Source organism: Mucilaginibacter phenanthrenivorans (assembly GCF_024721155.1).
GTDB classification, from domain to species: domain Bacteria; phylum Bacteroidota; class Bacteroidia; order Sphingobacteriales; family Sphingobacteriaceae; genus Mucilaginibacter; species Mucilaginibacter phenanthrenivorans.
This window is the reverse complement of sequence record NZ_JAHVAP010000027.1, coordinates 1-6540: the sequence shown is the minus strand read 5'-3', so window position 1 is coordinate 6540 and position 6540 is coordinate 1. Positions and strand designations below refer to the sequence as shown.

Annotated in this window: 6 protein-coding genes; 5 read left to right on the top strand and 1 reads right to left on the bottom strand. The window is 39.9% G+C overall.

From position 1 onward, the window contains the following. Positions 1-405: 405 nt before the first annotated feature. Positions 406-792, bottom strand: a complete 387-nt coding sequence (locus KXD93_RS30460; protein WP_258141343.1) for a helix-turn-helix domain-containing protein — start codon at positions 790-792, stop codon at positions 406-408. Positions 793-1263: 471 nt separating this feature from the next. Between KXD93_RS30460 and KXD93_RS30455 the strand changes: the two genes are divergently transcribed. The 5 genes from KXD93_RS30455 to KXD93_RS30435 form a co-directional block, all read left to right on the top strand. Then, a complete protein-coding gene (locus tag KXD93_RS30455; RefSeq protein WP_258141342.1) occupies positions 1264-1845 on the top strand; it encodes an RNA polymerase sigma factor in 582 nt (193 codons plus the stop codon). Positions 1846-2013: 168 nt separating this feature from the next. Next, the gene (locus KXD93_RS30450) at positions 2014-2961 is read left to right on the top strand and encodes a pYEATS domain-containing protein (protein WP_258141341.1); all 948 of its coding nucleotides are present in this window, start codon (positions 2014-2016) and stop codon (positions 2959-2961) included. Between the two features lie 16 nt (positions 2962-2977). Then, positions 2978-3493, top strand: a complete 516-nt coding sequence (locus tag KXD93_RS30445) for a hypothetical protein (protein ID WP_258141340.1) — start codon at positions 2978-2980, stop codon at positions 3491-3493. Positions 3494-3622: 129 nt separating this feature from the next. Next, positions 3623-5323 (top strand): SIR2 family protein, encoded by a 1701-nt coding sequence (locus KXD93_RS30440; RefSeq protein ID WP_258141339.1) that lies wholly within the window; start codon positions 3623-3625, stop codon positions 5321-5323. A gap of 267 nt (positions 5324-5590) precedes the next feature. Further along, a partial coding sequence (locus KXD93_RS30435) for a FecR family protein (protein WP_258141338.1) occupies positions 5591-6540 on the top strand: 950 nt, incomplete at its 3' end.

The following is a 6540-nucleotide window of genomic DNA, read 5'->3' as shown; positions in this document are numbered from 1 at the left end:
CCGATGAATTAGAAAGCGGCCTTATCGTATTTATCGCCTGCGACAGAGGGGATCGCTATTTAAGTTCAAACTTATTTGGTTGATTAGAACGGCTTGCACCTACCCGAATACATTAGATAAAAAGAGGCTGTTTCCATACTTGGAGATTTTGTTGAACTTGATCCTTAACCCACCGAGTTAAAAGAATTTGTCTTATTTAATTATTAAAATTAGTAATAAAGTACTCGGTTAGGTGTAGTCTTATAAAATCGCTGCTGCTAAATAGTTTGTTAACTTCTTAAGGATTGTGACGGATCATATTGTTCGGTGGAGCATGCAGTGAAAAGCCCACAGCCATAGCGAGGACTTGTAACGAAAAGCCCGTGCCGAAAGCAACGCCAAAGCAGAATCTAAAACCAACTATTCTTACTTATTAGACTTTCTTGTCGCCTTGGAGACATTCGCTTCATGTAATGAAATTATCTTTTTATGAGCTTCAATTATCTCTGTTAGATCTTTAAGTTTCTCGTCTTTTGTTTTTAATTCATTTTCAAGTTCAAGAATGTGGCTTTTAAGTTCTATCATATCCTTGCCGAACATGCTTTTCAAAGGCTCTTCATTCAAGTAGTATATAAAAAGATTTTGATTGAGAAGCTTTGAAAATAGAATAAGCTTATCAATATCTACAGAATCTCTTTTGTAAATACCGAAGAGCGTTGACTGGCTTACATTAATATAGTCAGCTACGATCTTTGCTTTTAGACCGCTGCTTTTAACTAATTCATGAATAATTTTACCTATTACAACAGCCATATACAAATCTCCTAAAAGAGAAATGTCGGTCGGTCCCTCAATACTACTGTTTAATAATAGTATTTACTATGATTTTTTGATAGTTTTATCCAAAATAGTATATTTGAATTTAATAAGAAATTAATCCTGTGACTTTTAACACTACTTTATTCAATTAATAAGAGGGTAAAAGTCTAAGTATAATTTATAATTTTGCAGTACTCAACATAGAACATAAGAGCACTGTTAAACGAGCTTCGCCACTAAATCTAGTAAATTTATCCAAGCGAGGTAAGTACAGCATCTGTTCCCTATACAAGTGATAGGGTACGGTGCTTGCTTATTTCTTTACTTGGAGCCACCCAAAAGGTGGTAGGCCCACTAGAGCCTTGTGGTAGAGAATAGTAAGTTACCGTGCCCTATTTCTTTGGCCCTTTTACTTTCTATCCTGAACGAGGCTCATTTTTCGAAAATCGAAAGAAATGTGGGCCAATGATAGATTACAAAACTCTTTCCGACAGCACCCTCCTCCAACTCCTGAAAGAATCGGACCATGCCGCCTATACCGAAATCTACCACCGCTATTTCTACCTCCTGTATGTCCACGCCTACAAAAAACTCCGTAACGAAGAACAGGCAAAAGACATTATCCAGGACCTGTTCGCCACGCTCTGGTTTAAGAGAGAATCAGGCTTACCTGACAGTAATCTCGCCGGTTATTTATACACCGCGGTAAGAAATAAGATTTTCGACCTGTTTGCTCATCAGCAGGTGGAATCCAAATACATTGATTCTCTTAAAGACTATTTGAGTAACCATTCCAGTGCACCTACAGATCATCTTGTAAGGGAAAACCAACTCAAAGCTTACATAGAGCAATCCATCCAGGCGCTGCCAGCAAAAATGAGAGTGATATTTGAAATGAGCAGGCAAGAAAACTTCTCCCATAAAGAGATTGCCCAACAGCTAAATGTCTCCGAGAACAACGTTTCGAAACAGGTGAATAATGCCCTTCGTATTTTAAAAACAAAACTGGGGATTATTATTTTTATTGCTGTCTTAATCGGATTCTAACCATTTCTCCGTTTATTATAGCCGATTCTCAACTTCTAATTTCTATCCATGCTATCATTTTTTTACATGAAAATGATATATTATTGCTTATAAGTTATTTTTTAGAAACTGTTGTAAATCAGAAATTTATCACTTATATTAGACCAGCCTAAACTAAAATATCACATTATGAAAAGATATCTCACCCCTGTATTTTTATTGCTACCGTTATTGATCCTTGCAAAAGATCCGGCAAGAAAAATGCATGTAGTCTGCAGCTTCAGTCCGTTACCGATCTCGCCGACAATTTTAGATCGTACGCATAAAGCCTCTGACTACTACACTGATCTTATTACAAGAATGTTCGCTTATTGTGGACAAAGGCACCTCCCGCTTTTTATCGGTGATGCAAAGTCAGCAGATCTCGACTTTGCCTGCTGTGGCTATACTGAAAGCGGCCAGCCTGCGATAATTTTCAATGGCGAACGCTTCGCTACAATCTCTAAGGTCGCGGCAATATCTATCCTGGCACATGAGATAGGACATTTCAGAGATGGTCATATCAATGACAGTGTTTTAACCAGGCAGATGGAACTGGACGCCGATTGGCATAATGGCTTTTGGTGCAGCAGGAATGGATTTGATCCGGATTCCATCGTTTTCGAACCCTATCACTGGGTAGACAGTGATGCTTTGCATCCACCATATCTGGAAAGAATAAAAGAAGTAGAAAGCGGATATATATTGGGTAAGACCGTTTTTAATACGGCATCCTGGGTAAAAAACAAGCGAGATTTCCCGTTATCGGATACTTTACAAAGACAAATCGATCTGATTGTCACTGTAGAGCCCGGATTTACACAAGATGATACCACGAAAAAGTTTGTTGTAAGGCTCAATATAGCGCCAACAGGAAAGGGGAACTTTAGTGACGCCGCTATATTTCAGCAGATCAAATATGTCCGGTATGTTGCGGATGTAACTTTTGGAAAGCGTTATTTGCGAAGTGACGAAAGTGATTCCAACTTCAGATTCAGGCTTACCGATGTTTGGGGCGACTTCCCTGTCACGGCAATTATTCACTTTGTAGACGATACCGAAATGTCCATAACGAAATCCTTTATATTACCTCAATAACTTAAACCCTTTAATTATGAAAAAGTATCTTTTACTGCTGTTATTACCTTTATTTATTTACCAGGCGAAGGCGCAAATCGCAAAAATCGATTGTGATAAATCTAAGGACATCTCTGCATTCAATCAAAAAGTACGGGAAAAAACCTACGAATACATTGAGATGGCCAAAGATCCAAAATACAAGTTAAGTGCCGACACCTTGCTGGAGCTATCAAAAACTTATATCGATTTGCAGACTGATTTTAACTCAACCTTTAAAGAGATTCGTGATAGCAAGACAATTTTCACAACGAAAAAAAAGATCTGTAATAACTATTCTGAAGCGCTGAACACACTAATTGATCGCGCTGACGTATTTAATAAGCGCATCTTTGCTGACCTTAAGGTTAAAGCACAAGCCGCTCCTTCATTTGGTGTCAGCGATGTACTGTCCATTATTGACTGGATATTTAAAAAGTATAAGGACGGTAAGGACAGTTTTTATGCCAGTTTAGAATGGAAAAAGTGGAGTGAGATCCCCGAGAAAAAATAAAGAAAAAAAAGCTACTGTTCTAAAACGGTAGCTTTAATTTTTTCATTCCTTTTTTTCAACTATTATCTTCCGGATCGGCATCTGGTGCCTGTAGGATTAGTAGATGCATATTGCAACCTCAGAATTACTATGAAAACTGATGACGTCATTTATCAAATAATACAGGAGAGGAAATTTATTGTTTTCTGTGGTGCAGGAGTTTCCCGTAGATCAGGAATTCCAAGTGTACAGCCTTTGCTAACAGATGTGCTAACAAAGTTAGGCGCATACCCCGAGCATATTCGTTTATTATTCAACACCGCTTTTCCGTTCGAAGCAATAATGGAAAACCTCCAGGAAAGGGTCAACATCATCCCCTTGCTTAAAGTTTTTGACCTTGTTAATCCAAATGCAAACCACAACTTTATTGCATGGCTGGCAAAAAACAATTTCTTAAAGATTATCATAACTACCAACTTCGATCGAAACATAGAAATAGCCTTAGCTGATCAGGGCCTTACGGAGACAGTTGATTTTCACATAATAAGCGAACTCGAAACCTTTCAACCAGATGATTACCCAAACAAAATTCTGGTTTTAAAGATTCACGGCACCTCGGGTGACATAAACAGCATCCTGACTACCATTTCTAGGATCGCAAGCAAAAAGAACCTTGGTATAATGGGGAAATTCCTCGAAAACATCCTGACAAGCATACAATTCGAGAATATCTTATTCATGGGCTATAGCTTTTCAGACCATTTTGATATTGAACCGGCAATTTTAGCATTGCCGTCATGCAACAAATCGGTCTATCATATTGCTTATCAGAACGCCGCCCTACCGGAAGTAATAGCCGATGACCATGCACACCTGCTTAGGGGCCGCTTTTTATCAATCAAAGCACTGAAGTGTGATTTTGACATTCTGATATCTGCGCTCTATAATAGGCTTAAGGTTCCGTTTTATGATTGTGCTGAACAAAAGGGTTGGTACACTATCACATCCGACTGGATCAATGCATCTTTTAATAAGGCTCCGTTTAACCATGCGAACGTCTGCCTCGGACATCTGTTCCTAGCGGCAGGATTCACTGCAGTAGCAAGGTCCTATGCGGAAGTCTGCCGAAATGCAGATGAGTCAACGGAGAAAGACAAAACTTTACTTATGCTTACCGATGAAGTAATCGGTAAATCTTATTTGAAGGACCCTAACGACCGAGATGCCGGCCTTGCAGAAAAACACTACCTGGAAGCACGGAAGATGGCCTGCGAAATTGGAGATGAATTTTATTTTAAGACATACACCGGCGATTTAGGAACGTGCTATAATTATCAACAAGACTATCCAAAAGCTGAACTTCATTTCAATGAAGCGCTTTCTTACTATGAGCCGTTATTGGCAGACCCCGAAAAACGGAGCTTAGTCATGGAAAGGTACACCCGCTTTACAATCTATCTGGCACACAGTTTTACCAAAAGGTATGATTATGTTAATGCCACACGTATTTATGAAAATATAATACCTATATGCAGAGAAGAAGGCTTTATGAGCAGTTATGAACTGGGCATAACTGGTTATGGCCTGGCTAATGTTGTTAACCGTAAATGGAGTGCCGGTCTAAAAAAATTTATCGATGCCTGGCCAGTGGCCAAAGTTTACGGGTCCGTTGACCGGATGAGGTCTGTATTTTTTTTGGTCTGCAGCTGGACAAGGCAGGTTAAAGGCACGTTAAAAGCTCAGGAATTTTATGATCGGGAGATAGATTTCATGAGACGAACGACTGATTTTGACAGACCCCTAAATCACATCCCTAAACGACTAATTAAAAACTACAACTACCGAGCCTAATCCTAGGCTATACTTATATGCAGCCAAATAAATAAATCTTTAAACATCTCAATGACCAACCGATTTGTTCTTCCGGGAATAAAGCAAGTTGGGAAAAATATAGTAGCACACATATCCCAATACTACTCCCCAATAAGCCATTATATACCCAAATTTAGTTGCCAGCATTTCATTAATTTAAAACGTCTTGTTAATTATTTCGCCTTGCTTCTTCCTTTTACGGATTGTATTCCCGTCATGTATTAAAATTGACCATCCATAATCTCAATGATGAAAAAGGAAGAACTTCAAGAGCTTTTCAAAAAATACCACGAAGGCACCTCCACCGAAGAAGAAAAAGCCTTGCTGGAAGCCTGGTACCTTCAGTACAATGAGCGGGAGTTAGATATAACGCCGGCAAAGATCAGGGCAATCGGTAGCCGCGTATTCAGAGAACTGCCGGGCAACCATACCGCATTCCTGAAAATCGGATTATCCATTCTCGTCGCAGCGGTGACCATCGGCATGATTTTAACCGTTTTGATCAAATTTATACTTCCGGAAGCAGGCCAAACCAGTTTGCCGTATGCGCATGATATTCGCCCCGGTACCAACAAGGCCATCCTCACCCTTTCAAATGGCCACAAAATAACATTGAATAATGCCGCCAACGGACAGCTTGCGTTGCAATCAGGGATACAGGTAATCAAAACAGCTAACGGGCAAATTACCTATAAAATCAAGGAAGGTAGCGGGACCTCCGATCCCGTAAATGCCAATAATATCACCACGCCTAACGGAGGCCAGTGGCAGGTAACGCTACCCGACGGCACAAAGGTATGGCTTAACTCCGCATCCTCCCTGACCTATCCGGCAAGCTTTGAAATGCAAAAGACAAGAGTTGTTCAACTGACCGGTGAGGCCTACTTTGAGGTAGCAAAGGACAAACTTCATCCATTTATTGTCAAAACAGCTATACAGTCTGTCCAGGTATTGGGCACCCATTTCAATATCAATTCCTATTCCGAGGAGCCGACTGTCAGAACCACTTTGGCAGAAGGCAGCATTAAGGTTACAAACTTAGCCGGTGAAATGAAGCAGCTTGTCCCCGGGAAAATGTCTGTTTTAAGAAATGGTAGCTTAACGATAGCTGACGCAAATATCGAAGAAGCACTGGCCTGGAAGAACGGCTATTTCCGCTTTAATGATGAAAATATCCAAAGTATCATGCGCAAACT